25 protein-coding genes are annotated in these 24,311 nt (G+C 71.0%); 16 read left to right on the forward strand and 9 right to left on the reverse strand.

The window, feature by feature from the left end; all coding sequences use genetic code 11:
* Positions 1-108: 108 nt before the first annotated feature.
* Positions 109-1,377, forward strand: coding sequence for an HNH endonuclease signature motif containing protein (locus ISG29_RS04610; RefSeq protein ID WP_194502123.1), 1,269 nt, complete (start codon positions 109-111; stop codon positions 1,375-1,377).
* Between the two features lie 274 nt (positions 1,378-1,651).
* Here ISG29_RS04610 and ISG29_RS04615 read toward each other — a convergent pair whose 3' ends face one another.
* Positions 1,652-2,311 carry a thymidine kinase gene (locus tag ISG29_RS04615; protein ID WP_194502124.1) on the reverse strand — a complete coding sequence of 220 codons (660 nt, stop codon included), beginning with the start codon at positions 2,309-2,311 and terminating at the stop codon, positions 1,652-1,654.
* Between the two features lie 293 nt (positions 2,312-2,604).
* Complete coding sequence (locus tag ISG29_RS04620) at positions 2,605-3,075, reverse strand: hypothetical protein (protein WP_194502125.1); 471 nt, start codon at positions 3,073-3,075, stop codon at positions 2,605-2,607.
* A gap of 79 nt (positions 3,076-3,154) precedes the next feature.
* On the opposite strand from ISG29_RS04620, the gene ISG29_RS04625 reads away from it, so the two are divergent.
* The gene (locus ISG29_RS04625) at positions 3,155-4,000 is read left to right on the forward strand and encodes a sulfurtransferase (protein WP_194502126.1); all 846 of its coding nucleotides are present in this window, start codon (positions 3,155-3,157) and stop codon (positions 3,998-4,000) included.
* Here the strand turns inward: ISG29_RS04625 and ISG29_RS04630 are convergent.
* Positions 3,981-5,990 (reverse strand): SDR family oxidoreductase, encoded by a 2,010-nt coding sequence (locus ISG29_RS04630; RefSeq protein ID WP_194502127.1) that lies wholly within the window; start codon positions 5,988-5,990, stop codon positions 3,981-3,983. The two genes, ISG29_RS04625 and ISG29_RS04630, sit on opposite strands and share 20 nt — an antisense overlap.
* 61 nt (positions 5,991-6,051) lie before the next feature.
* Positions 6,052-6,996, reverse strand: coding sequence for a septation protein SepH (gene sepH / locus ISG29_RS04635; RefSeq protein WP_194502128.1), 945 nt, complete (start codon positions 6,994-6,996; stop codon positions 6,052-6,054).
* A gap of 127 nt (positions 6,997-7,123) precedes the next feature.
* Between sepH and ISG29_RS04640 the strand changes: the two genes are divergently transcribed.
* The 5 genes from ISG29_RS04640 (at position 7,124) to ISG29_RS04660 (ending at position 11,960) form a co-directional block, all read left to right on the forward strand.
* Positions 7,124-7,759 carry a trimeric intracellular cation channel family protein gene (locus ISG29_RS04640; protein WP_328827953.1) on the forward strand — a complete coding sequence of 212 codons (636 nt, stop codon included), beginning with the start codon at positions 7,124-7,126 and terminating at the stop codon, positions 7,757-7,759.
* Positions 7,760-7,833: 74 nt separating this feature from the next.
* A complete protein-coding gene (locus ISG29_RS21510) occupies positions 7,834-9,483 on the forward strand; it encodes a histidine kinase dimerization/phospho-acceptor domain-containing protein (protein ID WP_194502130.1) in 1,650 nt (549 codons plus the stop codon).
* Between the two features lie 10 nt (positions 9,484-9,493).
* Complete coding sequence (locus ISG29_RS04650; RefSeq protein ID WP_194502131.1) at positions 9,494-10,633, forward strand: ferrochelatase; 1,140 nt, start codon at positions 9,494-9,496, stop codon at positions 10,631-10,633.
* Positions 10,630-11,472, forward strand: a complete 843-nt coding sequence (locus ISG29_RS04655) for an inositol monophosphatase family protein (RefSeq protein WP_194502132.1) — start codon at positions 10,630-10,632, stop codon at positions 11,470-11,472. The genes ISG29_RS04650 and ISG29_RS04655 overlap by 4 nt, the downstream gene beginning before the upstream one ends.
* 197 nt (positions 11,473-11,669) lie before the next feature.
* Positions 11,670-11,960 (forward strand): DUF4193 domain-containing protein, encoded by a 291-nt coding sequence (locus ISG29_RS04660; protein ID WP_194502133.1) that lies wholly within the window; start codon positions 11,670-11,672, stop codon positions 11,958-11,960.
* 14 nt (positions 11,961-11,974) lie between these two features.
* Here ISG29_RS04660 and ISG29_RS04665 read toward each other — a convergent pair whose 3' ends face one another.
* Both ISG29_RS04665 and ISG29_RS04670 read right to left on the reverse strand, forming a co-directional pair.
* The gene (locus ISG29_RS04665) at positions 11,975-12,283 is read right to left on the reverse strand and encodes a DUF4235 domain-containing protein (protein WP_194502134.1); all 309 of its coding nucleotides are present in this window, start codon (positions 12,281-12,283) and stop codon (positions 11,975-11,977) included.
* Positions 12,284-12,307: 24 nt separating this feature from the next.
* On the reverse strand, positions 12,308-12,763 hold the full coding sequence (locus ISG29_RS04670; RefSeq protein WP_328827957.1) for a DUF3093 domain-containing protein: 456 nt from the start codon (positions 12,761-12,763) through the stop codon (positions 12,308-12,310).
* A 43-nt stretch (positions 12,764-12,806) separates the two neighbouring features.
* Between ISG29_RS04670 and dut the strand changes: the two genes are divergently transcribed.
* From dut to ISG29_RS04690, 4 genes are read left to right on the forward strand one after another with little or no spacing between them, the layout of a single operon-like run.
* Positions 12,807-13,298, forward strand: coding sequence for a dUTP diphosphatase (gene dut, locus ISG29_RS04675; RefSeq protein WP_328827959.1), 492 nt, complete (start codon positions 12,807-12,809; stop codon positions 13,296-13,298).
* On the forward strand, positions 13,295-13,924 hold the full coding sequence (locus ISG29_RS04680) for a DUF3710 domain-containing protein (RefSeq protein ID WP_194502137.1): 630 nt from the start codon (positions 13,295-13,297) through the stop codon (positions 13,922-13,924). The genes dut and ISG29_RS04680 overlap by 4 nt, the downstream gene beginning before the upstream one ends.
* A gap of 33 nt (positions 13,925-13,957) precedes the next feature.
* Positions 13,958-14,335, forward strand: coding sequence for an OB-fold nucleic acid binding domain-containing protein (locus ISG29_RS04685; RefSeq protein ID WP_328827961.1), 378 nt, complete (start codon positions 13,958-13,960; stop codon positions 14,333-14,335).
* Positions 14,332-15,045 carry a DUF3159 domain-containing protein gene (locus ISG29_RS04690; protein WP_328827963.1) on the forward strand — a complete coding sequence of 238 codons (714 nt, stop codon included), beginning with the start codon at positions 14,332-14,334 and terminating at the stop codon, positions 15,043-15,045. The genes ISG29_RS04685 and ISG29_RS04690 overlap by 4 nt, the downstream gene beginning before the upstream one ends.
* A gap of 37 nt (positions 15,046-15,082) precedes the next feature.
* Here ISG29_RS04690 and ISG29_RS04695 read toward each other — a convergent pair whose 3' ends face one another.
* Both ISG29_RS04695 and ISG29_RS04700 read right to left on the reverse strand, forming a co-directional pair.
* Positions 15,083-15,763 carry a potassium channel family protein gene (locus tag ISG29_RS04695; protein ID WP_194502138.1) on the reverse strand — a complete coding sequence of 227 codons (681 nt, stop codon included), beginning with the start codon at positions 15,761-15,763 and terminating at the stop codon, positions 15,083-15,085.
* Complete coding sequence (locus tag ISG29_RS04700) at positions 15,763-16,425, reverse strand: potassium channel family protein (RefSeq protein WP_194502139.1); 663 nt, start codon at positions 16,423-16,425, stop codon at positions 15,763-15,765. The genes ISG29_RS04695 and ISG29_RS04700 overlap by 1 nt, the downstream gene beginning before the upstream one ends.
* An 83-nt stretch (positions 16,426-16,508) precedes the next feature.
* On the opposite strand from ISG29_RS04700, the gene ISG29_RS04705 reads away from it, so the two are divergent.
* The 5 genes from ISG29_RS04705 (at position 16,509) to ISG29_RS04725 (ending at position 22,489) form a co-directional block, all read left to right on the forward strand.
* Positions 16,509-18,554 carry an APC family permease gene (locus tag ISG29_RS04705; RefSeq protein WP_194502140.1) on the forward strand — a complete coding sequence of 682 codons (2,046 nt, stop codon included), beginning with the start codon at positions 16,509-16,511 and terminating at the stop codon, positions 18,552-18,554.
* Positions 18,551-19,657 (forward strand): class I SAM-dependent RNA methyltransferase, encoded by a 1,107-nt coding sequence (locus ISG29_RS04710; RefSeq protein WP_194502141.1) that lies wholly within the window; start codon positions 18,551-18,553, stop codon positions 19,655-19,657. Before ISG29_RS04705 ends, ISG29_RS04710 begins: the two co-directional genes overlap by 4 nt.
* 416 nt (positions 19,658-20,073) lie before the next feature.
* Complete coding sequence (locus ISG29_RS04715; RefSeq protein ID WP_194502142.1) at positions 20,074-20,793, forward strand: helix-turn-helix domain-containing protein; 720 nt, start codon at positions 20,074-20,076, stop codon at positions 20,791-20,793.
* Positions 20,790-21,512: a hypothetical protein gene (locus ISG29_RS04720; RefSeq protein WP_194502143.1), complete on the forward strand. Its 723-nt coding sequence runs from the start codon at positions 20,790-20,792 to the stop codon at positions 21,510-21,512. The genes ISG29_RS04715 and ISG29_RS04720 overlap by 4 nt, the downstream gene beginning before the upstream one ends.
* A 2-nt stretch (positions 21,513-21,514) precedes the next feature.
* Positions 21,515-22,489, forward strand: a complete 975-nt coding sequence (locus ISG29_RS04725) for an ERCC4 domain-containing protein (RefSeq protein WP_194502144.1) — start codon at positions 21,515-21,517, stop codon at positions 22,487-22,489.
* Between the two features lie 339 nt (positions 22,490-22,828).
* Here the strand turns inward: ISG29_RS04725 and ISG29_RS04730 are convergent, their stop codons facing one another.
* Complete coding sequence (locus ISG29_RS04730) at positions 22,829-24,289, reverse strand: DUF2079 domain-containing protein (protein ID WP_194502145.1); 1,461 nt, start codon at positions 24,287-24,289, stop codon at positions 22,829-22,831.
* Positions 24,290-24,311 lie beyond the last annotated feature (22 nt).

Here is a 24,311-nt window from a genome sequence, read left to right on the forward strand (position 1 = left end):
GACACTCAGAGTTCATCAGGTAACGGTTGGGTCACGGTCTTCGGTGGGGCTGTGGAATGGGAGGTTTTCGGGGGTTGGTTGTCGGTGGTGACGGCTTGACTAGACCACATGAGTTCACTGGTGGCCGAGCCACTCGATCACCCGATCGGTCGGGTAGTCGAGCAACTCGATGCCGCCTTGGACGACGCCGAGGGCTTGTCGCTGCTGGGGCTGGACCAGGCCGGCACGGCGGGCGCGTTGAGCGTGTTGACGGCGTTGGAGTCACGCCTGATCGAGCTCGAACACCGGGTGCTCGCGCACGCGGGCGAGGTCGTCGTGGAGGACACCACCGGCGCCGTTCAGACCTCGGCGTGGCTCGCCGGCACCGCGCGGTTGACCCGTGCCGAGGCGAAGCGGCGGGTCTGGCTGGCCCACGCCCTCGAACGCTACGAGGTACTCCGGTCGGCCTTCGCGGACGGGTCTGTGAACCGGGAGCAGGCACCCGTGATCGCGGGCGCCCTGGACGACTTGCCTGACGACCTCGATGCCGATGTGGTGGAGAAGGCCGAACGGTTCCTGGTCGAGCAGGCAGCGCTGCACGATGCCAGGGATCTGCGGGTGATGGGTCGGCATCTGTTGGAGGTCGTCGACCCCGAACGCGGCGAACTCGAGGCCGCGAAGAGGCTCGAGGCCGAGGAAGAACAAGCCGCCCAACGCGCACGGTTGACGATGAGCGACGACGGGCACGGGACCGTGTTCGGACGCTTCCAGCTACCCGTCCTGCACGGTGCGATGCTGCGCAAGGCGTTGGATGCGATCCTCGCCCCCGGCCACTGGAACAGCGAAGGGCATGAGCCGAAGGCGAACCTGACCACGCCGCAGCAGAACGGTGAAGCGTTCTGCGAGCTCCTCGAAACGCTGGCCGAGCGGGATCTGCCCACCACCGGCGGCGTCGGTGCGACCGTGGTGGTGACCATGACGCTCGACGCTCTGCTCGGTGGGCTGGGTGAGGCGGTCCTCGACACCGGCGACCGGCTCTCCGCGGCCACCGCGCGCAGGTTGGCGTGTGGAGCGAATCTGGTCCCGGTGGTTCTCGACGGCGACGGGATCCCGCTGGACCTGGGGCGTGGGCAGCGGCTCTACTCCAAGGGCCAACGCCTCGTCCTCGCCGTGCGCGACCGGCACTGCACCGCCGAAGGGTGCGACACGCCCGCGCACCGGTGCCAGGCGCACCACGACCATCCTTGGTCACAAGGAGGGCCCACCGACCTCGCCGACGGCCGGTTGTTGTGTTGGCGGCACCACCGGATGGTCCACGACCCCGGCTGGGCCTACGAGATACACCGCACCGGCCCACCCGGCACCCGATCCACCCTCGGGTTCAGACTGCGGAACTGAACCCCGGAGTTGGGGTTGCTTTTCGTCTCACCGGGTTTCGACACGCTCGTCGCTGGCGCTCCTCACGGCTCAACCACCGGGACGTGCTTGTCGCTGGCGCTCCTCACGGCTCAACCACCGGGACGTGCTTGTCGTTGGCGCTCCTCACGGCTCAACCATCGGGACGTGCTTGTCGTTGGCGCTCCTCACGGCTCGACCACCGGGACGTGCTTGTCGTTGGCGCTCCTCACGGCTCAACCACCGGGACGCTTGCTGCTCCGGCACCGGCGCGCGCTCAGCCGTCGAAGGGCAACGGGTCGGGGGCGAGGGAGACGGCGCGGGCGCGGGCGGCGGTGAGACCGCGGCGGTGGTGTTGGCGGCAAAGCACCTCGTAGGCCACCTCGGGTGGCGGCGTGCCGTCGTGCGCGTCGACGTCGCCGACGACGACCTGGTCGCCCTCGGTGACCATGACGCCGTTCTCCGTACGGGCGTTGTGGGTGGCGCGCTGGCCACACCAGCACAGCGCCTCGACCTGGAGCACGTGCATGCGGTCGGCGAGCTCCACCAACCTCGCCGCACCCGGGAAGAGGCGAGTGCGGAAGTCGGTGAGGATGCCGAAGCAGAACACGTCGACCTGCAGCTCGTCGACGACCTTGGCGAGCTGGTCGACCTGCTCGGCGGTGTAGAACTGCGCCTCGTCGCAGATGAGGTAGTCGATGCGGGAGCCCCGAGTCAGCTCCTCGACCACGTAGCGCCAGAAGTCGAAGGAAGGGTCGACCTCGAGCGCGTCCTTGGTCAGGCCCAGGCGGGAGGAGAGGCGCCCCGAACCGGCTCGGTCCAGCGCCACGAAGATGCGACCTGACAGCCCCCGGGCGGCCCGGTTGTGGTCGCTTTGCAGGGCCAGGGTCGACTTGCCGGAATCCATGGTCCCGGTGAAGAACTGGAGCTCTGCCACGGTGCCGGATTCTCGCACGTCGGCACGCGTGACGAGGGAGGCCCCGACCGATCTGCCCTGGCTTCCCCGGCCAGGGTTCAACGTCGTGGGGAGGCTGCACGTGGCAGGCATCGGGGCTCGTGTGCATGCGGATTACCTGCACCGCGTCGCCGACGATCACCGCGGTCGCGAGCAGTGGGTGGGCTCACCTCGCAGCCCGGTTACGGCCGCGCTGTGCACCTCGACCGACTCGAGCCCACCAGTGCGCCACCACGCGCGGCCGCACTCGCCCGGGGCCTCGTGGCTCGAGGCCCTCAGGTCGCCCCCTGGGCTGCCGCGTTGCTGCGCCGGCGCAGCACCACGGAGTCGAGCCACAGCAGCACCACGACGTCGAGCACTGGCGGCTCGGACTCCGGCCCCACCACCACGTCGAACACGGGCCGCCGGCTGAAGAAGGACGACGTGGCGAGCTCGCCGATGGTCTGAGTCGTGTCGCTGACCGTCATGCGCTGGGTGAGCCACCCGGCCGGCGCGACGGTGAGCTCGACGGGTCCGCCGGTGACCGTCCAGCGACTGACCGACCACCCCTGCCGGACGAGGGTGCGGTGCACGGCACCTGCCAGCGTCACCTCGATCGTGCCGCCCGTGAACCCGTGCGAACTCACCTCGTAGTCGCGGCCCTCGACGCTCAAGGTGGCGCGTTCGCGCCAGAACGACTTCTCGGCACGGGCCACGATCGTGCCGTCGCGGGTGATGGTGCCGTCGGACTGCCACTCATAGCGCATGGCCGGATGCTTACCCGGTCGCACGATGTTCACTCGCGCCCTGCACTCCCGGGCTGGCGGATGGTGCCAGGATCGGGCCATGGCAGACCCGACCTTCGGCCCGCTTCTCACGGCCTCCGACCTGCGCGACCGCGTGGCGGCACGGGCGGTGACGTTGCTCGACGTCCGCTACCGGCTGGGGGCCCCGCCCGAGTCGACCGGGCGTACCGCCTTCGCGGCCGGTCACATCCCCGGTGCCGCGTACGTCGACCTCGACACCACGCTGGCCGCGGAGCCGGGCGTCGGTGGGCGACACCCGCTGCCCTCGCCCGACACCTTCCTCGCCGGCATGCGCGCCGCGGGCGTGGACCGCGATCGACCGGTCGTGGTCTACGACGACTGGTCTGGGCACGCCGCCGCGCGCGCCTGGTGGCTGCTGCGGCACTACGGACACCGCGACGTGCGCCTGCTCGACGGCGGTTGGACGGCATGGCAGGCTCTCGGCGGCACGGTCGAGCGCGGCGAGGCGCCGGTCACCGCCGGGGACTTCGACGGTGCACCCGGCGCCATGCCGGTCGTCGAGGCGGACGACGTGTCGCGCGTCGGCGTGCTCGTCGACGCCCGCGCGGGGGAGCGGTACCGCGGTGAGGTGGAGCCCGTCGATCCGGTGGCGGGGCACATCCCCGGTGCGGTGAGCGTGCCGACCTCGGCGAACCTGCGCCCCGACGGCACCTTCCGTGACCAAGGCGAACTGCGCGAGCTGTACGCCGGCGTCGGGGCTACCCCGCAGAGCGACGTGGCGGTCTACTGCGGGTCCGGCGTCACGGCGTGCCACGACCTGGTCGCACTCGAGGTGGCCGGCGTGCGAGGTGCGCTCTACCCCGGCTCGTGGAGCGGTTGGATCACCGATGCTGCGCGACCCGTGGCTACCAGTGGATGCCCTTGAAGATCTTGGCCAGCATGATCTGCTCCGACTCCCGGGTGCCGCCCTGCGCGGCCTGACCGCGCGCGGCGGCGCTGTCGGGGAACACGTGGTAGGCCATGTTGAGCACCCGGAACGCCAGCTTCGGTGCCACCGTGTGTGCGATCGCACCCGCGTTGCCGAGCGCGGTGTTGATCTCGTGGGGGCGCTCGACGATCGCCTTGATGACCAGGTCGGCGGCCTGGGCCGGTGAGATGGTGGGGAACTTGTCGTAGATCTTGGTCGGCGCGATCATCGGGGTGCGCACCAGCGGCATGTGGATGCCGGTGAAGGTCACGCCGTCACCGACCAGCTCGGAGGCGACGACGTTCGACCACGAGTCGAGCGCCGACTTCGAGGCGACGTAGGCGGAGAACCGCGGTGGGTTGGTCTGCACGCCGATCGAGCTGATGTTGACCACGTGGCCGCGCTTTTGGTCGCGCATCGCCGGGAGCAGACCCATCACCAGGCGGATCGCGCCGAAGTAGTTGAGCTGCATGGTGCGCTCGAAGTCGTGGAACCGGTCGTGCGAGAGCGCGAGCGACCGGCGGATCGACCGGCCGGCGTTGTTGACGACGACGTCGACCGAGGGCAGCTCGCTGATGAGCTGCTCGCACAGCGCGTCGATGGCCTCGAGGTCGGAGAGGTCGCACGGGAAGACGTGGGCGGTGCCGCCGCGGGCCTCGATGTCGGCCTTGGTGGCCTCCAGCTTGTCCTTGCCGCGGGCCACGAGCACCGGGATGCCGCCGCACTGTGCGACCTTGAGCGCCGTCACCTGACCGATGCCCGAGGAGGCGCCCGTGATGACGACGTGCTTGCCGGTGAGGGCGGCGACGTTGTCGGCGTCGCGGCCGGTGGAGTCGTCGAGGTGCTCCTCCCAGTAGCCCCACAGGGTGCGCGCGTAGGACTCCAGGTCGGGGACGCCGATGCCGGAGCCGGCCAGCGCCTTCTCGGTCTCACGCGAGCTGAAGACCGAGGCGAAGTTGACGTGCCCGAGCACCTCTGCCGGCACGCCGAAGCGGCTGGTGGCAGGGTCGAGCAGCGACTGCACGAGCGTGTTCTTGGCCAGCGCCCCCACGTACGTGGAGGGGCGCAAGGCCCGCGGCACCAGGCCCAGCGGACCGGCACCCGTGACGCCGCGGTCGATGGGCGTGGCGAACTTCGGGGATCCGGCCGCGGTGCAGAAGGTGTTGATGAGCTCGACCACCGGCTGGGGCTCGGGGTTGACCAGGTGGAAGGCGCGCCCGTCGAGGTCGGGCACGTGCGCGATGTGGTCCATGGCGGTGGCGACGTAGTCGACGGGCACCACGTTGGTGTCGCCCAGGTCGACGCCGACCAGCGGCAGCCACGACGGCAGGGTGTCGCGCATGGCCTTCATGAGCGGGAAGAAGTAGTAGGGCCCGTCCACCTTGTCCATGGCTCCGGTCTGGGAGTCACCGACCACGATCGCCGGACGATAGACGCGCCAGGGCCGGGTCAGCTCGGTGCGCACGATCCTCTCGGACTCGTACTTCGTGCGGTGGTACGGCGAGGGCAGCTTCTGGCCCTCGTCGAACATCGACTCGTCGAACCGGCCGCGGTACTCGCCCGCGGCCGCCACCGACGACACCTGGTGGAAGCAGCCGACCTCGAGATCCTCCGCGAGCTCGACCGCCGCCCGGGTGCCGCCCACGTTCATCGCCTCGTTGGTGGCGTCGTCGGCGGTCATGTCGTAGATCGCCGCGAGGTGGAAGAAGTGGTCGATGCCGCCGCGGTGCTCCTCGACCCACACCGGGTCGACGCCGAGGCCCGGCTCGCCGAGGTCACCGACGACGGGGGTGACCCGGTCGCTGCCCCAACGCCGGATGAGCGCCTCCATGCGGGGCAGGGAGCCGGCGCGGCAGAGCACGAACACCTCGCCCTCGCGGTGGTCGAGCAGTTGCTCCACCAGGTGCCGTCCGATGAACCCTGTGGCACCCGTCACGAAGTACGTCATGGGCGGAGGTTACCCGTCAGAAGCATCGGAGGGGAGGGAGCGAACGGGCCGGTCCAGGGGGCTAGTCCTTGGACCCGCCGAACATGATCTCGTCCCAGCTGGGCACCGAGGCGCGACCACGGCTCTTGCGCACCGGACGACGGGCGGCCGGCGCCTCGACCTGCGGCTCCTCCGAGACCGGATCCTCGGACCGGTCGGAGGCCTCGGTGTCCGTCTCGGTGGTGGCTGCGGCGGCCGGGTCGACGGGGGTGGCGTCGGCGCCCGGCTCGGGCTCGGGTGCCGGCTCGAGGAAGGCCTCGAGCGGAGCGTCGGCACCGAGCGACTCCTCGAAGGTCAGCTGCTCGGCGACCGGCTGCTCCGGAGTGGGGTCGGTGGCCGCCGCGCGGCGCTGCCGCACCTGGGCGAGATCGTCGTGCGGGGCTGGCGCCGGGGCCGCCACCTGCTCGCCGACGAGCCAGCGCGCGTCGTCTTCGTCGGCCAGGGCGTAGTTGCCGGGGACGTCGAAGGTGAACCGCGCGGTGCCGGTGCGCTCGGGGGTACTGAACCCTGCGACGACCTCCCAGCGGCCGTCGTCACGGCGCCAGGCGTCCCACTCCACGGACTCCGCCGCGGCGTGCAGACTGCGCAGATGGGTGGCCACCGCCTCGCCCAACACGCGCGCTCCCTCGCCGGACCGTCGGCGCAACGACCCCTTCTGCGCCCGCTCGGCCATGTGCTCGCGTTCGGCGAGCACGGGGCCGGCGTACGGCATGATCTTCTCGACCGTGGTTCCAGCGGCCTCGGCCACCGACTCCGGGCTCTCCCCGCCGCGGATGCGGGTCTGGATGTCGCGGGGGCGCAGGGCGCTGCTCATGGTCATCTCCACCTGTCCGAGTCGTGAGGTCTCGCCCCGGCAGGCGGCACGCAGCCGCGCGTCGAGGTCGAGGGTGAACTCCCCGCCTGCGTCGCTGACCAGCAGCAGTCGCGAGCCGTCGTCGCTCACGCCCGCGAGGGTCAGGTGCGCCACGGTGCTCACCCTCCTGGCTTGTCGTCCAGCCTGCTCACGTCGGGGTCGTGCGTAGGCCCCGAACCTTGTCGGTCGAGCCTACGTCAGCATGGGCTCCGGCCCGCGGACCTCGGTAGCGTGCTGCTGCGTGGCGTCCCCTCACCTGACCGGCCTGCTGGTCGTGCTCGACCTCGTCGGCATCTTCGTGTTCGCGCTGTCGGGCGCCCTCGTGGCGGTGCGCAAGGAGCTCGACGTGTTCGGCGTCTTGGTGCTGGCCGGTGTCACGGGCCTCGGTGGCGGCTTCGTGCGTGACGTGCTGATCGGTGCCACCCCGCCGTCCGCCCTCAGCGACTGGCGCTACCTGCTGGTGCCGGTGGCCGCCGGTCTGGTGACGTTCCTCTACCACCCCGCCCTCGGCCGGATGGAGCGCCTGGTGGCGGTCTTCGACGCCTGCGGCCTCGCGGCGTTCTGCGTGGCCGGGGCGCTCAAGGCGGTCGACTACGGACTGGGACCGCTGCCGGCGGCGCTGCTCGGCATGGTGACGGGCATCGGCGGCGGCATGGTGCGCGACGTCCTGGCGGGCCGGGTGCCGGTGATCTTCCGGGGTGAGCTGTACGCCACCCCGGCGCTGGCCGGTGCCGTGGTGGCGGTGCTGGGGCAGCGCTACGGGCTGCCGCTCGTGCCCGTGGCCCTCGTCGGGGCAGCGGTGTGCCTGGTCTGGCGACTGCTGGCCCTCAGGCGGGGCTGGCAGGCGCCCGTGGCGCGGCTCCGCACGGGCGGGTGAGGTGCTGCTCTCCTGCGCCCCGGAACCTGTGAAAGGGCCTGCCACCCGCGGGGGATTCTCCTAGACTCGCTCAGGTGTCACCTGGGGATGTCGACCGCGCCCCGGTCCAGGGGGTGTTGGCACTCGAGCGCGTGTTCGTCGACGCGTGGAGCAACGAAGCCGTCTTGACGACGCTGCGAGAGGTGTCGCGTGGCGCGGTGGAGCTGGGCGGCACCGCCTGGTGCGCCGTCGCGGCGATGGAGAACCTCGACGACATCCGCTTCGTCAGCGGGTGGGGCGACCCCGAGGTGGTGGAGACACTGATCGGCACGACGCTCTCCGCGTCCGGCGTCATCTCCTACATGAGACGCGCCGAGCGGGTCGGCAGCGCCATGTGGCGCCTGCGCGCCGAAGACGTGCCGCCCGACCTCTGGGCTGGCGTCGGGCGGGCCGACGACCTCATCCTCGCCTCCGCGCGCGACGCCCGCGGCGGACTCATGGGGGCGCTGGTGTGCGCACACCCGTCGGCGTCGCCCCACCCCGAGGGCCGCGAGCTCACGGCCCTCGATGCCTGCGTGCGCCAACTGGGTGCGGCCATGTCGGCCGCGCTGCAAGGCGCGCACGACCGGCATGCCCTCGAAGCTCTCTCCACCGGTGAGCGCGAGCTGTGGGAACGGGTACAGCAGGGCCTCACCTGGGAGGTCGTGCTGCCCACCGTGCTCGACGCCCTCGACGCCGACGACGCCTGGGCCGTCGTCGACTGGCCCCAGCCGCACCAGCACGTGGCCAGTCGCACCGAGATGCCGCCCTCGGCCCTGGACGCCGGCATCGCGGCCGAGGTACTGGCACACGCACCCGACCTCGCCCCGACCGTGCGCGAGGAGCTGGCACGGATCGCCCGCTCCCGCGGTGGTGGTCATCTGCGCCTGGTGCCGCTCGTGACCGGTGGCCACCAACTGGGAGTGCTGCTGGCGCGCACCCACCCCGAGGCCTCGGGGGCCGCCGGCACGGGATCGCTCGTCACCGACGCCAACGCCGCGCGGATCGGGAGCGCCGCCGCGCGCGCGGTGCTGTACTCGGCCGAGATCGCCGAGCTGGCCCGGGTGCACGACTACGCGGTCGAGGTGGCGGCGATGGTCGGGCACGACCTGCGCACACCCGTGGCCATCGCGGCCGCGAACCTCGAGCTGCTCGACGCCGAGGCGCGCGCCGATCCCGGCGCCAGCCGCCCCGGTCTCGACGGCCTCCAACGCGGTGTCGACCGGCTCACCCGCCTCGTCGACGACATGGCCTTCGCCTCCTCGATGCTGCGCCGTGACGGCAGTGACCGCGCCGGCCAAGTCGACATCGACTCGCTACTCGACCAGATCCTCGCGTCGGTCTCGCCGAGCGCCGCGCGCCGCGGCGTCCTGCTGGAGCGGCGACGGCTGTCGTCCGAGCCGTGCGTGGTGACCGGGCACACCTTGCAACTCGACCGCGTGTTCGGCGAGATGCTGCTCGCTGCCGTCGCGACCAGCGACCGCTCGGTCACGGTGACGACCGAGGTCACCGACGCCGAGGCGGTCGTCGCGGTGGAGGTGTCGATGGCGCACGTGAGCACCCGGACGAAGAACATCAGCCGCATGGTCGAGCTCGTGGTCTCACACCATCGCGGCACCCTGGCCCAGGAGCGATACGAGGGCGGTGGCCGGGCCGTCATCCGGTTCGCACACGCGGCCTGCGAGGGTGAGCCCGCCCGTTCCTAGGATGAGGGCCATGGCGACCCCCGATGTTCGGCCCTACGACGCGCTGCTCCTGGTCTCGTTCGGCGGGCCCGAGGGCCCCGACGACGTCCTCCCGTTCCTCGAGAACGTCACTCGCGGGCGCGGCATCCCGCGCGAGCGACTGGAGGAGGTGGGCGAGCACTACCACCTCTTCGGCGGGCGCTCGCCGATCAACGACCAGTGCCGGGCGCTGCTGGCCGAGATCCGCCACGATCTCGAAGGCGCGGGCATCGACCTGCCGGTCTACTGGGGCAACCGCAACTGGGATCCCTACCTGGCCGGCACCGTGGCGCAGATGGCCGAGGACGGCGTCACGCGCGCCGCCTGCTTCGTCACCAGCGCCTACAGCTCGTGGTCGAGCTGCCGGCAGTACCGCGAGAACCTCTACGACGCCTTGGCACCGCTCGGCGGCGACGCCGGCCCAGCAGCCGCCCCGCTGCGGCTGGACAAGCTGCGCCATTACTTCAACCACCCCGGGTTCGTCGAGCCCGTGAGCGATGCGGTGCTGGCCGCGCTCCAGCAGCTGCCCGAGGCGGTGCGTGAGGCCGCCCGACTGGTCTTCGTCACGCACTCGATCCCGACCTCGATGAGCGCCACCAGCGGTGATCCGGGGCGCGAGTGGGAGCAGGGCAGCGGGTACGTCGCCCAGCATCTCGACATCGCCCGCGCGGTGAGCGCCAAGGTCGCGGCCGAGACCGGCGTCGATCACCGGCACGACCTCGTCTACTGCTCCCGCTCCGGACCGCCGCAGGTGCCGTGGCTCGAGCCCGACGTGAACGACCATCTCGAGCAGCTCGCCACCTCGGGCACCGAGTCGGTCGTGATCGTGCCGGTGGGCTTCGTCTCCGACCACATGGAGGTCGTGTACGACCTCGACACCGAGGCGCTGGAGACCTGCGAGCGCGTCGGCCTCCCGGCGGCCCGGGCGGCCACGGCGGGCACCGACCCCCGCTTCGTCGCCATGGTGCGCGACCTGCTGCTGGAGCGTGCGGCGGTCGAGCGGGGCGAGGAGGTGGCCCGGGTGGCCGAGGGCGAGATCGGGGCACTCTGGGACGTCTGCCCAGTCGACTGTTGCGCCAACCCGCGAGCCGAGGGCGGGCAGCGGCCCGCGCTGTGCGGGCGCGACGCGTGACCGGCCCCGCACCCGATCCACAGAACCTGCTCGACCTCGCGCTCGAGGTGGCCCGCGAGGCCGGCGCGCTGGTGCGCTCCCGCCGTGAGGGCGTCGTGGCGGTGGCGGCCACCAAGAGCAGTGCCACCGACGTCGTCACCGAGGCCGACCGCGCCAGTGAGCGGTTGATCCGGGAGCGGCTACGGGCCGCGCGACCCGACGACGCGCTGCTGGGTGAGGAGGGCGACGACGAGCCGGGCACCTCCGGGGTGCGTTGGGTCGTCGACCCGATCGACGGCACCGTCAACTTCCTCTACGGCCTCCCGCAGTACGCGGTGTCGATCGCGGCCCAGACGCGGGCGTCTGCGCCGACGTCGGGGGACGAGGGGTGGACGACGATCGCCGGCGTCGTGCTCGACGTCGCCCACGACGTGGCGTGGGCGGGACTGCGCGGACCGGGCGGACCCGTCTCGACCCGCGACGGCGTGCGACTGCGCGTCGCCGAGGAGCCGCGTCCGCTGGGTCAGTTGCTGGTGGGCACCGGGTTCTCCTACGACAGCGACGTGCGGGCGCGGCAGGGCGCCGCCGTCGCGGCGCTGCTGCCGCGGGTGCGCGACATCCGGCGGTTGGGTTCGTGTGCCCTCGACGTGTGCCTGGTCGCCGCCGGCGCGTTGGACGGTTACGTCGAGGAGGGCGTCAACCTCTGGGACCACGCCGCTGCCACACTCGTGGCCGAGGGGGCCGGAGCGAGGTGGCGACTGCGCCGCGGGGCGTCGGGTCGTGACCTGCTCGTGTGTGCTCCTGCTCACACGATCGACGCGCTCCAGACGGCCGCCGAGAACGCCGGATTCACGGGCTGAGCAGGCACTTTCCGCACCGCCGATTGGATCGGTCGAACCCGGAATACGCAGCGAGGGGGTGGTGTTCGTCTGCTGCCGCCGGAGGCGGTGTACACGGCTCGGGATCCATGGTGCACACTGTGGCGCCGACCAGCAGTTCACCCGTCGGGGGTGGACCGGTCCACCGAGCCAGACGACGTGAAAGAGGGGAGTGAACGATGGCGACCGACTACGACGCACCGCGCAAGAACGATGACGACTCCAGTGAGGAGAGCATCGAGGAGCTGAAGGCGCGCCGGCACGACAAGAACTCGGGCAAGGTCGACGAGGACGAGGTCGAGGCTGCAGAGTCCTTCGAGCTCCCCGGAGCCGACCTCTCCCACGAAGAGCTCGCCGTCGAGGTCAAGCCCAAGCAGTCCGACGAGTTCACCTGCATGAGCTGCTTCCTCGTGCACCACCGCTCGGCGCTCGCCGACGCCAAGAAGCTCATCTGCGTCGACTGCGCCTGAGCATCACCGACGGGCTACTTGCCGTCCTTCTGCAAGGCGGGCGGCAGGTGGCCTGTCGACTTGACGAAGTACTCCGCGGCCCGGCGCTGGGCGATCATCCGCGCCAGCGCCACGCCGGCGCCGGTCGCCATGGCCCACGACACGGCCTCCCACATCTCGACGTCGGGGTCGGCCGGGTTGTCGGGCGGGTTGCGCTTGGTGGCGGTCTTCCAGCCGGTGTTCAGCGCCTTGCGCGCGACCGCGGCCGCGCCGAGGGCCGAGACCAACGACATCGCCGACCAGACCTTCGCGCCGCCCTGACCGGGAGCCTTGTTCTTCGCCATGGCTCGACCCTAGATCATGGCCCGTCAGGTGTTGGCGCGCAGCGCCTCGACGATCGCCTGCGGGCGGCGTGAGCTGATCAGCCAGTAGGGCGCCGGGTCGGCGGGGTCCGCGATCTCCACCATCAGGGCGCGCTTGCGGTAGGGCCGCAGCAGCAAGAAGGCGCGGGCGTCGGCCTCGACGCCGGCGGCACGGCGTGCGGCGTCCTCGTCGAGTGCCGTGGCCTCGCCGAGATGGCGCACCTCGATCTGCGCGCGCCCGGCGTGGAGCACGCCGTCGGAGAGGGTCACGGCCGCGGAGCCGTAGCTGAGGAACAGCAGCGCCATGAGGCCGAGGGCGGCCGCCGTGAGCACCCAGGCGAGCGGTCCGGGTACCGCCACGACCATGGCCAGCCAGAGGCTGGCGACGAGCATCGTGCCCTGGACCCACCATCGCAGCGGCACCCAGAGCCGCTCGTGGTACGCGGGGGTCGACGACGGCACGGGCGGCATCCTCCCACCCCCGGCGGGGCGTAGCGTTGCCCGGGTGAGTCAGCCGACCCCCGACCCCCTCGCCGTCGAGATCGTCCGGCTCGATCCCGATCTGCCGCCGCCCGCCTACGCGCACCCCGGCGACGCCGGCGCCGACCTGGTCGCCGCCGTCGACGTCCGGCTGGAGCCGGGGGAGCGCGCGCTGGTGCCCACCGGCCTCGCGCTGGCGCTGCCGCGCGGGTACGTCGGGCTGATCCACCCCCGCTCGGGCCTGGCGGCCCGGCACGGTGTGTCGATCGTCAACACCCCCGGCACCGTCGACGCCGGCTATCGGGGCGAGGTCAAGGTGCTGCTGGTCAATCTCGACCCGCGCGAGCCGGTCGAGCTGCGCCGTGGCGACCGGGTCGCGCAGTTGGTGGTGCAGCGCGTCGAGCAGGTCCGGTTCGTCGAGGTCGAGGTGCTGCCGGACTCCGACCGCGGTGTCGGGGGTTACGGTTCTACGGGCGGCTTCGCCGACCATCCGTCCGAGGATCGAGGAGATCAGTGAAGTTCCGCCGCAAGTCCGCCAGCCCGACCGACGCCGCTGCCGAGGAGGTCGAGTCGGCGCAGGCGCCCGGCCTGACCGACGGCCCCTTCGACATCGACGACGCACCCGCACTCCCCGAGGGCGGCCAGCGGGTCGACCTCGGTTCGTTGCTCATCACGCCCGCGCAGGGCATCGAACTGCGCATCCAGGTCGACGACAGCACCGGCGAGGTGCAGGCCGTCATCCTGGCCGGCCCGGACGGCGCCCTCGAGCTACGTGCCTTCGCAGCGCCCCGCGGTGGCGACCTCTGGAGCGAGGTGCGCCCCCAGATCGCAGCCGACATGGCCCAGCGCGGCGGCACCGCCACCGAGGCCGAGGGCCGCTTCGGCACCGAGCTCGAGTGTCAGGTGACCCGCCAGCTGCCGGACGGCACGACCGGCGCACAGGCCTCGCGCATCGTGGGTGTCAACGGCCCCCGCTGGCTCCTGCGCGCCACCTTCATCGGCGCCCCCGCCCAGGGCGGCGATGCCGTCGAGGGGTGGGAGAACCTGCTCGGCGCGGTCGTCGTCAGCCGCGGCACCGGTGCGATGCCGGTCGGCGAGGCGCTGCCCGTGATCCTGCCCGACGGCGCGCGCCCGGTCTCCTGACGCGCTCAGGCCGAGCCCACTACCCTGAGCCCCGTGTCCGACAAGCCCCGTGAGAAGAGCCGGCTGCGCCGGAGCATCTCGCGGTGGGCGAATGCGCAGGACCAGGAGTCGCGCGACCTGCTCAAGACCTACGTCCAGCCCGGCCGCGACAAGATCGCCGAGGCGCAGGACCGCGAGGTGGTGCGGCTGCGCGGCACCCTGCGCACCGTGACGCTCACGCCGCGTGGCGGGGTTCCGTCGCTCGAGGCGGAGCTCTACGACGGGTCGGGCTCCATCACGCTGGTGTGGCTCGGGCGTCGACGCATCGTCGGCATCGACCCGGGCGTCTCGATATCGGTCGAGGGGCGCATCGGGCTGCACGAGGACCGTCGCATCATGTTCAACCCTCGCTACGAGCTGATCCCGTCGTGACCTCCGCGAGCACGTCGGGCGCCCCGATCACGGTCGACACCGTCGAGGCGCTGGTCCGCCGGCAGATGGCGGCGTCCCTGGGCGGACGCCGCGGCATGGTCGAGGCCGCGATTCCCGGCATCGTCTTCACGGTGACCTACCTGGTCACGAAGGATCTGCGCACCACGCTGATCGCGGCCGGCGGTGCCGCGGCCGTGGCGGTGGTGCTGCGGCTGGTGCAGCGCCAGACGCTCCAGTTCGCGATGAACGCGGTGTTCGGCATCGCGATCGGCTGGGTGTTCATCCGCCTCGCGGGCGCCGGTGGCGGGTCGGAGAGCGACCAGGCGCTGGCGTTCTTCCTCCCCGGCATCCTCTGGTCGACCGGCTACTCGCTCGTCCTCGCGATCACCTGCCTGGTGCGCTGGCCGATGGTCGGCTTCATGGTCGGCAACGCCTCGGAGGATCCCCTCGCGTGGCACGACGACCCGCAGATCGTGCGGCTGTGCACCCGGCTCACCTGGCTGTTCCTGGCCCCCGGAGCGATCAACGTGTGCCTTCAGGCGCCCGTGTGGATCCTGGGCCACTCGGGGGCGCTCGACAAGGACGTCGCCATCGCGATCTTGGGCGTGCTCCGCGTCGGCGTCGGCTGGGCGGTGCGCGCCGTCTCGTGGTCGGTGATGGTGTGGGTGCTGGCCCGCGACGCGACGCCCATCGAACCGCGTCAGGCGTGAGCTCGCCGGGCTCCCCGGGATACCCCGGCTCCGCCGGCTACTCGGTCTTCTCGGGGTGCATGGAGGGCGCCAGCAGGCGCTCGACGGCGTCCTCCTGCTCCTCCGGGACGACGAGGAGCAGCTCGTCGTGGGCCTCGACCGGCTGCTCGGGGTCGGGCACGTAGACCTGACCGTCACGCAGGATCGTGACGAGGGCGCAGTTGCCGGGCAGCGGGATGAGCCCGCTGGGCTTGCCGACGAAGGGGGAGTCGTCGGGCAGCGTGATCTCGACGAGGTTGGCGTTGCCCTGGCGGAAGGTGAAGAGCCGCACGATGTCGCCGACGGCCACGGCCTCCTCGACCAGGGCCGACATGATGCGCGGCGTCGAGACGTTGACGTCGACTCCCCATGCCTCGCTGAAGAGCCACTCGTTGTTGGGGTGATTGACCCGGCCGACGGTGCGCGGCACGCCGAACTCGGTCTTGGCCAACAGCGAGGCGACGAGGTTCGCCTTGTCGTCGCCGGTGGCGGAGATGAGCACGTCGCAGTCCTCCAGCCGGGCTTCCTCCAGCGACGACATCTCACAGCAGTCGGCGAGCAACCACTCGGCGTCCGGCACCCGCTCGGGTTTGATGGAGTCGGCGTTCTTGTCGATCAGCAGCACCTCGTGCCCGTTGCCGATGAGCTCGCGGGCGATGGAGCGGCCGACGGCGCCGGCCCCGGCGATGGCGACGCGCATCAGGCCTCCTGGGGTCCGGCGTCGAGCACGGAGAACGTGTGCGAGGCGCGGTCCTCGCGGATGACCAGGTGCAGCATGTCGCCCTCCTGGAGGATGGTCTCGCGGTTGGGCAGCATGCCCTCGCCCAGCCGGTCGATCCAGGCGATGCGCGACTTGCTGCGCCGCTGGAGGTCGATGGTGCGCTGGCCGACCCAGGCGTCCGGCACCCTGATGTGGTCGACGCGGATGGTGCCGCTGGGGTCGCGGAAGTCGGGCTCCGCGCCTGCGGGCAGGATCCGCCGCAGCACCTGGTCGGAGGTCCACTTGACCGTGGCGACGGTCGTGATGCCCAGCCGCTGGTAGACCTCGGCTCGGCCGGGGTCGTAGATGCGCGCCACGACCTGGCTGATGCCGAAGGTCTCGCGGGCCACGCGGGCGGCGATGATGTTGGAGTTGTCTCCGCTGGAGACCGCCGCGAAGGCATCGGCCCGACGAATGCCCGCCTTCTCCAGCACCTCCTGGTCGAAGCCGACCCCGGCGACCTTGTCACCGTTGAAGCCTGGCCCGAGGCGGCGGAAGGCGTCGGGCTCGCTGTCGATGATCGACACGGTGTGGTTGCGGTCCTCGAGGCTGCGGGCCAGCGTGGAGCCCACGCGTCCGCAGCCCATGATCACGACGTGCACGGGTTCACGGTAGCCGCATCCCTCTCGGCGCGCCTCGACGTGGGGTCACCAACCGGGCGTGGCGTGCCGTAGCCTTCCCAGACGTGGGTGTCGGTGACGTCTCGAAGCGCATCCTGCTCGGGCGCAAGCTGCGGAGCAGTCAGCTGGGGGAGACCCTCCTCCCCAAGCGCATCGCGCTGCCGGTGTTCGCCAGCGATGCGCTGTCGTCGGTCGCGTACGCCCCCGACGAGGTCTTCATCATGCTGTCGCTGGCCGGGGCCAGCATGTACGTCTGGTCGTGGAAGATCGCGCTCGCGGTGGCGGTGGTCATGGCGGCCGTCATCGCCTCCTACCGGCAGACCGTGCACGCCTACCCCTCCGGCGGCGGCGACTACGAGGTCGCCACCGTCAATCTCGGCCGGACGGCGGGTACCACGGTCGCGAGCGCCCTGCTGGTCGACTACATCCTGACCGTGGCGGTCTCGATCTCCTCCGGGGCCCAGTACGCCGCATCGGCGATCGGACCGCTCAGCGGTCACGAGGCGACGTTCGCGATCGTGCTGGTGCTGCTGCTCACGGCGATGAACCTGCGCGGCATCCGCGAGTCCGGCGGCTTCTTCGCGGTGCCGACCTATCTGTTCATGGTCGCGATCTTCGCGATGGTGGCGTTCGGTCTCGTCGAGATGCTCTCCGGCAATCTGCCGGCGGCCGAGTCGGCGAAGCTGACGATCGTCCCCGACGACCGCTACGAGGGGGCACTGACCACCTTCGGGCTGCTGTTCCTGCTCGCGCGGGCGTTCTCGTCGGGCTGTGCCGCCCTGACCGGCGTCGAAGCCATCTCGAACGGCGTGCCCGCCTTCAAGCGGCCCAAGTCGAAGAACGCCGCCACGACGCTGTTGCTGCTGGCGCTGATCGCCATCACCATGATGGTCAGCGTCATCGCCCTCGCGCGGGAGATGGGCGTGCGGATGGTCGACCCGGCTGACCAGGGACGCCTGCTCGACAACGGCGTTCCGGTGGGCGACACCTACGACCAGCACACGGTGATCTCGCAGATCGCCCGGGGCGTCTTCCACGACTTCTCGCCCGGCTTCTACCTCACGGTCTCGATCACCGGCGTGATCTTGGTGCTGGCCGCCAACACGGCGTTCAACGGCTTCCCGGTGCTCGGCTCGATCCTCGCCCGCGACGGGCTCGCCCCGCGTGCCCTGGGCTCGCGCGGCGACCGGCTCGCCTACTCCAACGGCATCGTGTTCCTCGCCGTCATGGCGTGCATCCTCATCTGGGTCTTCGACGCCGAGACCACGCGACTGATCCAGCTCTACATCGTCGGCGTCTTCGTGTCGTTCAACCTCAGCCAGCTCGGCATGATCCGGCACTGGACCCGCGAGCTGAGGACCGAGCGCAACGCGGCTGCTCGGCGGCGGATGTACCGTTCGCGCGTCATCAACACCATCGGTCTCTCCTTCACCGGCGTGGTGCTGGTGATCATCCTCATCACCAAGTTCCTGGCCGGCGCCTGGATCACGCTGCTGGCCATGGCGGTGTTCTTCGTGCTGATGAACGGCATCCGACACCACTACGACCGCGTCGCCGAGGAGCTCGCCGCCGACGAGGAGGACAAGGTGCTCCCGACGCGGGTGCACGCGATCGTCCTCGTCTCGAAGCTGCACAAGCCCACGCTGCGGGCGCTCGCGTTCGCCAAGGCGACCCGCCCCAATGCGCTGGAGGGCGTGTACGTCGCCACCGACCCCGCGTCGACCAACGCGCTGGTCAAGGAGTGGGACGACCGCAACATCGACATCCCGCTGAAGATGCTGCACTCGCCCTACCGCGAGCTGGTGCGGCCGATCGTGCAGTACGCCACGGAGATCCGGAAGGCCAGCCCGCGCGGTGTCGTCGCGGTCTACATCCCCGAGTACGTCGTGGGTCGCTGGTGGGAGCAGCTGCTGCACAACCAGACCGCCCTGCGCCTCAAGGGCCGCCTGCTGTTCACCCCCGGCGTCATGGTCATCTCGGTGCCCTACCAGCTCGCGTCCTCGGAGGCGGCCCGCGAGCGTCGCATGCGTGAGGATCTGCGCACCCGCGCCGGCGACCTGCGCACGGGCCGGCTGCGCCGCGAGGACGACCGCGTCGGCCGCCGCCGGTGACCGACTCGTTGCGGTGGGAGGGCGTGGTCGGTCCGGTCGCCCACGGCGGGCACTGCGTGCTGCGCCCGAGCGAGGGTCCGGTGGTGTTCGTGCGGCATGCACTGCCTGGCGAGCGAGTGGTCGTCGAGATCACCGAGGGCGCCGAGGGCGATCGGTTCTGGCGCGGCGACGCCGTCGAGGTGCTCGAGGCCTCGCCCGACCGCGTGCAGGCGCCGTGCCCGTACTCCGGGCCGCACGCCTGCGGCGGCTGCGACTTCCAGCACGTCGACCTCGCGGCGCAGCGTCGGCTCAAGGCGTCGGTCGTGCGGGAGCAGTTGCAGCGGCTGGCCGACCTGGAGTGGGACGTCGAGGTCGAGGCCGTGCCAGGCGATACGCCCGAGGTTGCTCGAGGGCTGCGGTGGCGCACCAAGCAGCGCTACGTCGACCTGGGGGGTGGACGCCGCGGCATGCGCAAGCATCGCTCCCACGAGGTCGTGGAGGTCGACGACTGCCTCATCGACGCCCACCACCCGCCCGATCCCACGGTGCGCGGGGTGCGCTTCGAGGTGGCCGACGACGGCTTCTGGCAGGTGCACCCGGGTGCTGCGGAGGCGCTGGTCGACACCGTGATGTCGTTCGGCGCGCCACGGTCCGGCGAGCGGGTGCTCGACCTCTACGGCGGGGTCGGACTGTTCGCCCGTTTCCTGGCCGAAGCGGTGGGGGAGTTCGGGGCGGTCGGTCTGGTCGAGGGTGACCAACGCGCCTGCGGCCACGCCCGCACCAACCTGGCGGACGTGCCGGCCCGCACCCAGGTGGTGGCCGGCGACGTGCGCCGCGTGCTCGAACGGCCCCGCGGCTCACTGCTCACCGACCCGGTCGACCTGGTCGTGCTCGACCCGCCCCGCCAGGGAGCCAAGCGCGCGGTCGTGGCGGCAGTGGCACAGCGTCGTCCCTCACGGGTGGTGTACGTGGCCTGCGACCCGGCCGCGCTGGCCCGCGACGTCGCCTACTTCGCCGATGCCGGATACGTGCTCACGCACCTGCGGGCCCTCGACCTGTTCCCGATGACACATCATGTGGAGTGCGTCGCTCTGCTGACGAAAACCGGATCTGACCTGCAGTGATGCAAATCGCGGTGTCGGTGCTGACCTCGAAAATCGAGGCTTAGGGCGCACTTTGGGCGCAATGCATGCCGACCGGCCGACATTGTGAGGTGACTGTAGGAACTGCCGGTGCCTACGAACGCAACGCAGCCCCTCGCGGAGCCCACTCATCCCGTCGCCCCGAAGGACGCGTCGGATCTCGCCGCTGTCATGCCCTGGCTGTCGGGCCCCGCTCCCCGGCCCCGGCGAGGTTTGACCGACCAGGAGTCCCAACGGATCACCGCCGCCAGCGGGGCCGCGTGGGCCCCGGGGATCTCTCGGTCCTCTTCAACCGCTACATCCGCCCGGTCGACGCGCTCGAGTTCAGTTCCAGCAAAGACCTCGGGCTATGACCCAGGAGGCTTCACAATCCTTGAAAGACTTCTATGATTGTGCGCATGGGGTCGATCAGCGTCGCTCAAGCCGCACAGCGGCTCGGCGTTAGCGTGCCCAGGATCCACCAGCGCATCGCGGACGGCTCCTTGGTCGCCGAGCGGATCGGTGCCCAGTGGGTCGTCGATGAGCGATCGCTTCTGCACGTGCAGGAGCGAAGCAAGGCAGGCCGTCCCTATTCGGCCCGCTCCGCGTGGGCACTCATCGAAGTCTCGGAGCACGACCGCGATGCTGTGCGCCCGAGCGGATCCGCGGCAGTCTCGCGCGCTCGCAAGCAGTTGGGCCGCCTGCTTGAGATGGCCGTCGCTCGACCCGACGGCGAGGAATCCGTGAAGGAACTGGCGGCCTCCCTCCGCTCGATGTTCCGCAACAGGGCCGAGCGCCGACAACTCCGGGCGGCGCCCGCAGACCTCGCCGACCTGCAGGCCGATCCGAGATGGTCCTCGCTGGTCGACCTGGGCGCGAGCGGCATCGCCTCGGCCGACGTCGAGGGCTACCTCGAGGAGTCGCAGGTCGCCGGAGTCGTCAAGGACTACCTCCTCGTCGAGTCCGACCGCGACGCCAACGTCGTACTCCACGTCATCCCGGACGCGCAGAACCCGTTCCCGAACTCACGACTCCGGCTTGCGGCCGACCTCGCCGAACACCGCGGACCGCGCGAGGAGGCCCGCGCGGTTGAACTCGTGCACGACCTCGCCATGGAGTGGAAGGACGCGGCCCGGTGATCGTCCTGCCCGCCATGCCGCCGGAACAGACCGCCTCCTGGCTCGGCCTCCTCGACCTGCACGTAAGGTTGGCGGACGGCTGGACGCTCATCGGTGGACAGCTCGTCCACCTGCACTGCGCCGAACGAGGTCAATTCCCGGTCCGTCCGACGAACGACGCCGACACTGTCATCGACGTCCGCGCAGATCCCGGCATGCTCGCCACCTTCACCGGCGTGCTCACGGACATCGGGTTCGAGTCAGATGGCATCTCCGCCGAGGGTCTCCAGCATCGCTGGGTTCGTGGCGATGCCTCCATCGACGTCCTGCTTCCCGAGGGGATCGGCGAGCGCGCGAGCCTCCGCCAAGGCGTTACCGGCAGTCCGACCCTCCCGACCGCTGGCGGGACCCAGGCGCTCCAGCGCAGCGAGACCGTCGCCGTGACGGTCGCTGGCCGCGAGGGATCCGTACGCCGCCCCAACCTGGTCGGCGCTCTGGTGGGAAAGGCAGCGGCCCTGAGCAACGTCAGCGACCCCGGACTCGGTCGCCATCGCCGCGACTTCGTCGTATTGGCCGGCCTCATTGCGGCTCGCGACTTCCGCGACGTTGAACTCACCAAGAAGGACCGGCAGCGGTTGCGGGCCATGGTCGCCGCCATCAAGGAGGACCGCGCGCTACTGCTCGACCTCCCTGACGCCGAGAACTCGATCGATCGACTCGTGACTGCGGGGAAGTTGTAGCCATGTCCGAGGACTTCGTCATCGCCAGGAACACCGAGCCCGGGTCGACGCTGCCCTACCTCCTGCGAATCCCGCTTGGTGCAGGGATCATCCTCAAGGCCAAGGACACCTGGCCGCGCACTGGCAAGGTCTACTGTCACCGCGTCGAGGAGTGGCCGGACGACGCCGAGATCATCGAGCGAGTGCCCGTGCGGTCTTGCGTCCGACGCGGCGCTGCTATCGACCTCGTCCTCGCCCGGGGCCGGGAGAACCGCTCCCAGATCGTCATCACCAACGCCCGCGGACGCCAGATGATCTTCTGGCAGACCGCCCGCACCGCCAAACAAGCGCGCCCCGCGGTGTCCCTGCCGGGTGCCCGCGCCAGCGGCGTCGCCGACCTGGAGATCGCCGTAGACATCCGCGAGCGCTACCCGTTCACCTTCGCCGACCGGCAGGCCACGACCCGATGCACGCCGCTGCGCGCCGGCGACTACGGACTCGTCGTCGACGGGGTGCTCCAGGCAAGCGTCGAGCGCAAGTCCCTGGCTGACCTCGTCACCTCACTGACGACCGGCAAGCTGAAGTTCCAGCTGACCGAACTGGCCGCGATCCCGCGGGCGGCAGTGGTCGTCGAGGAGCGCTACTCGCAGGTCTTCAAACTCGACCACGTTCGGCCCAGCGTCGTGGCCGACGGGATCGCCGAGTGCCAGATCCGGTTCCCGACCGTGCCGATCGTCTTCTGCGAGACCCGCAAACTCGCTCAGGAGTGGACGTACCGCTTCCTCGCGGCGGCGCGCGTCGGGTTGTCGGAGGCGGTGGTCGGGGATCTTGTCGTACGCGGTCTTGAAACCGCGCCGCCACTCGCGCCTGCGCCACCGACTCCCGCAGATGTACGGCGCTGGGCTGCGTACGCCGGCATTGCCGTCTCCGGCCGCGGCCGGATCCCTGCCGTCGTCGTGGACCAGTACCTCGAAGCCCGCGCTCGCGGCGAGACGTGACGGGCGATCGAATGCGGCCGATTGTGCCTGTGCGCGCGAGGGCGCGGTTTGGGCGCACTTTGAAAATCGCTGACCCGCAAGCGGGTGCAGCCCACGGCACGACCTGAAGGTGACATCTCCGCAGGTCAGAGTACCTTTTTAGTCGATCGGAGCAGCTGATCGCAAACGATCGGGGCCACGCTCGGGCCCCGATACTCCTTCCCGATGACGCACCACGTCGAGTGCGTGGCGCTGCTGGTGCGGGCTCCCGGACCACGCGCCTGACCGGGTGCTGTCCGGGCCCTGGCGGCGTACCCACCGAGTTCCTCCTCCAGCGTCACTTCGTGGATCAAGCCCGCGTCACGGCGCCGCCCGCAGGAGGTAGACCCCCTGGTCCTCGGCGAGGAGGCGGTACCCGTCGCGCCGGGCCGCGTCGAGGGCGCGGATCTGCTCGGCGGGGCCGATCGGGAACGTCAACGGCGAGCCGGTGTCGACGACGATCCATTCCGGGCGCGGCCGGTCCAGGTCGGTGCCTGCGAACAGGCTGACGTCGTCGCGGCTGGTCAGCTGGGGCGCCAGCCAGTTCGAGGCGCTCACCGTGGCGTCGTCGGGGATGCGTGCGAGCAGCCGATGGGCGGCGGCGACCCGAGGAGACTCCTCCCACAGCGATGGCTGCCAGAGCCGTGAGAGGGGATGCGAGCCCACGAGAACCACCGTCACTGCCACCGCCACCGAGCACGGCAGCCACCGAGCACCGGGAGGCCTGCGCGAGAGCGCGTCGACCATGGCGGCCACCGCGACGGGTGCGAGGACGGCGCTGTAGTGGTAGCCGGTGCCCCAGTAGGCGGGGTTGTCGGCCAGGAATCGCCAGGTCAACGTCGGTACGGCGACCAGGCACAGCGGCGAGCGCAGCGCCAGGAACGCCGTGGGAGCGACGAGCAGGAACAAGGTGCTGAGCTTGGGTTCCGAGCCCAGCACGCCCGCGAGCTGATGCCACGGGCCTGCTCCGATCGAGATCTGCCCGCTGTAGGGGTTCGTGCCCGACGCGTTGTAGGCGGGGATCACGACGAAGGTCTCGACCAGGGTCGCGGTGACGCCGCCGAGGGCGGCGGCCGCGCCCAGGATCCGGTTGCCGCGCCAGGCGACCAGCGCCCCGATGACGGCAACGGTGAGGCCCAGATCCTCCTTGACCAGCACCAGGGGCACGGCGTACCAGACGGCGGCGGTCAGCCGGTCCTGCCCCAGGGCGCTCAACGACCAGGCCAGGAGCGGTACGGCCAGGGCGACCTCGTGGAAGTCGAACCCGACGGCCTCGGCCAGCTCCCACGACAACCCGTAGACGACCGCGACCGCGATCGCCGTCCAGATGCCGCAGCACCGGTGTGCCCACGCCGTCAGGGGCATCACACCCAGCGCCAGCAGCAGCGCCTGGGCGACCAGGAGCGTCTGCGCGCACGGGAAGAGGCGGTAGAACGGTGCGAGGACGGCGACGGCGGGGGAGAAGTGGTCGCCGAGCAGTTGGAAGCCCGGCCCCTTCAGGGTCGAGACGGGCAGGTGGCCCAAGGCGTAGGAGCGGACTTCCTGGACGAAGATGCCGAGGTCGTAGCCCGAGGTCATCAGCATCTCGTGCTGGCGCAGTGCCAGGACCGTGTACACCGTGGCCAGGATCCCCGCCGCGACGAGGGGGACCACGACGTCCGCGCCGGGGCGCAGCCGCCGGGCGCTCGGACGAGAGCCGCGTCGCAGGCTCGGTCGCAGGTTCGGTCGAAGACCCGGTCGAAGCGGGTGCGGCGCAGTGCGCGAGGGCGTCGAGGTCGACATGCCCCGATGGTCGGGTGGCTCC

Origin of the sequence: Nocardioides acrostichi, assembly GCF_015319165.1 — a bacterium.
Lineage (GTDB): Bacteria > Actinomycetota > Actinomycetes > Propionibacteriales > Nocardioidaceae > Nocardioides > Nocardioides acrostichi.

Coding starts and splice junctions, on each gene's coding strand:
- ISG29_RS04610 (WP_194502123.1), top strand. CDS start 109: ATGAGTTCACTGGTGGCCGAGCCACTCGATCACCCGATCGGTCGGGTA.
- ISG29_RS04620 (WP_194502125.1), bottom strand. CDS start 3,075: ATGCGCTATGAGTGGCAGTCCGACGGCACCATCACCCGCGACGGCACG.
- ISG29_RS04625 (WP_194502126.1), top strand. CDS start 3,155: ATGGCAGACCCGACCTTCGGCCCGCTTCTCACGGCCTCCGACCTGCGC.
- ISG29_RS04630 (WP_194502127.1), bottom strand. CDS start 5,990: ATGACGTACTTCGTGACGGGTGCCACAGGGTTCATCGGACGGCACCTG.
- ISG29_RS04650 (WP_194502131.1), top strand. CDS start 9,494: ATGGCGACCCCCGATGTTCGGCCCTACGACGCGCTGCTCCTGGTCTCG.
- ISG29_RS04660 (WP_194502133.1), top strand. CDS start 11,670: ATGGCGACCGACTACGACGCACCGCGCAAGAACGATGACGACTCCAGT.
- ISG29_RS04665 (WP_194502134.1), bottom strand. CDS start 12,283: ATGGCGAAGAACAAGGCTCCCGGTCAGGGCGGCGCGAAGGTCTGGTCG.
- ISG29_RS04695 (WP_194502138.1), bottom strand. CDS start 15,763: ATGCGCGTCGCCATCGCCGGGGCCGGCGCCGTCGGCCGCTCCATCGCC.
- ISG29_RS04715 (WP_194502142.1), top strand. CDS start 20,074: ATGGGGTCGATCAGCGTCGCTCAAGCCGCACAGCGGCTCGGCGTTAGC.
- ISG29_RS04725 (WP_194502144.1), top strand. CDS start 21,515: ATGTCCGAGGACTTCGTCATCGCCAGGAACACCGAGCCCGGGTCGACG.
- ISG29_RS04730 (WP_194502145.1), bottom strand. CDS start 24,289: ATGTCGACCTCGACGCCCTCGCGCACTGCGCCGCACCCGCTTCGACCG.